General features: G+C 66.0%; 3 protein-coding genes and 1 pseudogene. 2 read left to right on the top strand and 2 right to left on the bottom strand.

The features are described from left to right. Positions 1–286 precede the first annotated feature (286 nt). Together Q4F04_RS14985 and Q4F04_RS14980 are read left to right on the top strand one after the other, a co-directional pair. Complete coding sequence (locus Q4F04_RS14985) at positions 287–1,804, top strand: DUF305 domain-containing protein (protein WP_303370596.1); 1,518 nt, start codon at positions 287–289, stop codon at positions 1,802–1,804. Positions 1,805–1,982: 178 nt separating this feature from the next. Then, the gene (locus Q4F04_RS14980) at positions 1,983–2,585 is read left to right on the top strand and encodes an adenylate kinase (RefSeq protein WP_303370595.1); all 603 of its coding nucleotides are present in this window, start codon (positions 1,983–1,985) and stop codon (positions 2,583–2,585) included. Between the two features lie 466 nt (positions 2,586–3,051). Here Q4F04_RS14980 and Q4F04_RS14970 read toward each other — a convergent pair whose 3' ends face one another. Both Q4F04_RS14970 and Q4F04_RS14965 read right to left on the bottom strand, forming a co-directional pair. Further along, on the bottom strand, positions 3,052–3,306 hold the full coding sequence (locus Q4F04_RS14970; protein ID WP_303370593.1) for a hypothetical protein: 255 nt from the start codon (positions 3,304–3,306) through the stop codon (positions 3,052–3,054). Then, positions 3,303–3,602, bottom strand: a pseudogene (locus tag Q4F04_RS14965) (peptidase M15); the annotation flags it as partial. The pseudogene Q4F04_RS14965 and the gene Q4F04_RS14970, both read right to left, overlap by 4 nt.

Genomic DNA, 3,602 nt, shown 5'->3' with positions numbered 1-3,602 from the left:
GCGGCGAGATGCTGGCCGACTGCTGTCAGACCTGTCTGATCGCCGCCGTTCCCGTCGGGCCGCTGACGTTCGGGCCGTCCGTGAATGGTGAACTGTTCAGGGTCATGCACCGTGACCCGTGGGAACGATCCCCCGAAGGAATCCTGAGGCCGCCTCGTCTGACCGCTGCCTGACGGCCGCTCCGGCGCGACCGCCGGCAAGCGCACACTTCGAGCTCAGACGATCTTTCGGAGGCCCGCGTCCGCGAATGTGACGCCGGCGCTCCGGTGCCAAAGGATGAAAACCAATGAACCGAACTGCAATCGTTCTTTCCGTCAGCCTGCTGGCGGGCCTGCCGGGCGCTGCTCTCGCCCAGGCCGAACATGACACCCACCACCCGGGAACCCCGCCCGCCCAGGCGGAACAGGCACCCGCGCCCAGGCCGCAGATGCCCGGCATGCAGGGAATGCCCGAGCATGGCCAGGCCATGATGCAGACGATGCAGCAGATGATGCAGGGGGGCATGCACGGCGGAATGGCCGCACCCGGCGCCGGTGGCGCCGCAACGAGCCTTTCCGGCGCTCCCGACTTCACGCAGGCCTACGTCGCCTCGATGAATGAAATGCACGGACCGATGATGGAAGGTGTCATGGCCGACGACCCGGACGTCGCCTTCGTGCGGGGCATGATCCCGCATCATCAGGGAGCGATCGACATGGCGAAGATCGTCCAGCAATACGGCGACGATCCGCAGACCAGGGCATGGGCGGACCAGATCATCGCGGCGCAGGAAGGCGAGATCGCTGAAATGCAGGCATGGCTGGAGACGAACGCCGGCAAGGCACCAACCGCCCTCGGCCAGACAGGCGGGACCGTCTACTCCGCCAACGAGGGCGGCAATTCGATCAGCGCCATCGATCTCGGCACGGGTTCGGTCGAGACCGTTGACGTCGGGGTGTCGCCGCACAATGTCGATCTGACGCCGGACGGAAATCTGCTGCTGGCGGTCGGGAGCCCTGCCGCCGATCACGCGCACGGATCGGCTGACGATGGACATGCCGACACCGATGCGGGCGGAGGGGTCCTGGTGGTGCTCGATCCGGAGCGACTGTCGCAACCCGTCGCCACGGTGGAGGTCGGGGCGCATCCGGCGCATGTCGTCGCTGATCGCAGCGGGCGCGCCTATGTTTCGCTCTCCGGCGGGAACGAGATTGCGGTGGTCGATCTCGCAGCGGCTTCGGTGATCGGGCGCATCGCGACCGGAGCCTATCCGCACGGGCTGCGCCTCAGCCCGGATGAGAGCGAGCTCTATGTGGCCAATGTCGAGGACGGCTCGGTTTCCGTCATCGACACGCAGGACCTGACGGAAGTTGCGCGCATTCCGGTGGGCGCAGCCCCCGTTCAGGTCGGGTTCACGCCGTCTGGCGATCAGGTCTATGTCTCGCTGCGCGACGAGAACCGGGTGGCCGTCATCGACACCGCGTCCCGCGAGCTGACGAACAGGATCGACGTGGGGCCGAACCCGATCCAGATGTTCGCGACCCCCGATGGAGCCCACGTCTATGTGGCCAACCAGGGCACCGACGCGGAGCCGAACGACACCGTATCGGTGATCGACACGGCGACGGGAGAGGTCGTGAAAACGATCACCACCGGAGGTGGCGCCCATGGCGTGTCGGCATCGGCGGACGGGGCTTACGTGTTCGTGACCAACATCGCCGATGACAGTGTCTCGATCATCGGCGTCGAGAGCCAGAACGTGGTCAGGACGGTGCCGGTCGGCGATCGGCCCAATGGCATCGTCTACGGAGGATCGAGCCGCTAAGGAGTTCGGCGCCGGAGCGGTTCCGCTCCGGCGCCAGACCTGGAGGCAGGATATCATGTTCGCCTACACGGCCAGCGCCGGTCTGCGCGCAAGTGCAGGGCTTCTCCAAACGGTACTGGGTGCATCGGAATTGCCGCTGCCATCGCCCTCGTGGCTATCCAAGAGGTGAGAAGAGACAATGAGACTGATAGTGTTCGGACCACCGGGAGCAGGGAAGGGAACGCAGGCGCAGCGTCTGGCGGAACGCCACTCGATCCCTCAGCTTTCTACAGGAGATATGCTGCGCGCTGCTGTGACCAAAGGCACCGAAACCGGGCGGCGGGTCAAGGCGATCATGGATCGCGGCGAACTCGTACCCGACGATGTGGTCAACCAGATGGTATCCGACCGGATCGATCAAGAGGATTGCCGCAAGGGCTTCATTCTCGACGGCTTTCCCCGGACAGTCGCGCAGGCGGAGTCCCTGACAGCCATGCTGGAGCAAAGGGGTGTCAGGCTTGACGCAGTCATCGAACTGAAGGTCGATGAGACCTCGCTGGTCGAGCGAATGGAAAAGCGCGTCGCCGATACGCTGGCCGCTGGTGGCACCGCTCGCAGCGACGACAATCGGGATACCTTTGTCAGACGTCTCAACGCATACCGGAACAAGACGGAGCCGCTACTGGACTACTATCGCCGAAGGAATGAGCTCATTACGGTTGATGGAATGCAGGGCATCGACGACGTGGCGCGCGAGATTGAGGACGTACTGACCCGGCGATCCTCGGGATCACGACGCTGATCCTGGCGACAAGGAACGGGATCAGCAAGAAGGCGAGAAGCCAGAGGAGCGCGCCGGCGGCAGTCACAAGGGCCGGCCGCGCAGATCGGGGCGGCCGAGCCCGCCAGCGGTCCAGCAGAATGGCGCGATGCGGTCGATCACGGTGCCGGACCTGCCTGGAGGCGGGTGCATCGTCCTGGTTCGTTCGGTGAGGGACACCACCTGGCCGCTGCGTCCAGCGATCGATCGGCATGCTGCCTGCCGCCATATTGGTGCGGATTGCAGACCGCAGGCGCTCAGGCTCTTGGGCTCTTGCTAGCTTGTCTCAAGAGAGCAGGCCCGAGCCTGCTCTCTCATCACTGCGTAGTCGCTCAGCATTTCCGCGATGATCGAGCCTTCCGGCAACCACGCCAGTTCGTCGGCGGCCCGCCCCTGAAGCTCACGGCTGTACTCCACAGCCGGCGGGCACATCGCGAGGCCGCCGTTTTCAGAACCGGCCGTTGCGCAGCCGCTCAGCAAGCTCGTCACGAGACCTAGGACGACGAGCCGCCGCCTCCAGCATCCGGTGTTGGACATCATTGGTCTTCTCCGTGGTCTCATAGCGTTCGGCGAGGCGGCCGGCTCGCTCGCCGGACCGCCGAAACGTGAGCAGGAACAGGAGCACGGCGAGGACGATGGCGCCGTGGCGCAGAGCCGCCCGCATCCACGGGCTGGCGTGGAATCCGATGAGTGCTTCGATCATCGCCGCCCCCGCTTCCAGTCGTCGAGCCGCGCGTAGATCGTGACCACGATGCCGGCGAGCGCCACGGCGATGAACACCCAGCGCAGCGTGTCGAGATACGGCACCAGCGGAAGGACCGCGGTCTGCGTCTCGGCCAGCACGCCCTGCGCGACCTCGGCGCCCGCAGCACCCAGCGTCGCCACGCCGGCCGCTCCGCCTCCCTTCATGGTGCGGCTGTCAGCCAGCACCTCGCGCGCCGGCGGGGTCTCAGCCGCGAAGGCGTTCGGCCGGATCGGGAAGCGCTCGCCCCACTCGCG

Source organism: Paracoccus sp. (in: a-proteobacteria), assembly GCF_030536915.1.
Lineage (GTDB): Bacteria > Pseudomonadota > Alphaproteobacteria > Rhodobacterales > Rhodobacteraceae > Paracoccus.
This window is presented reverse-complemented; position numbering and strand designations above follow the sequence as displayed.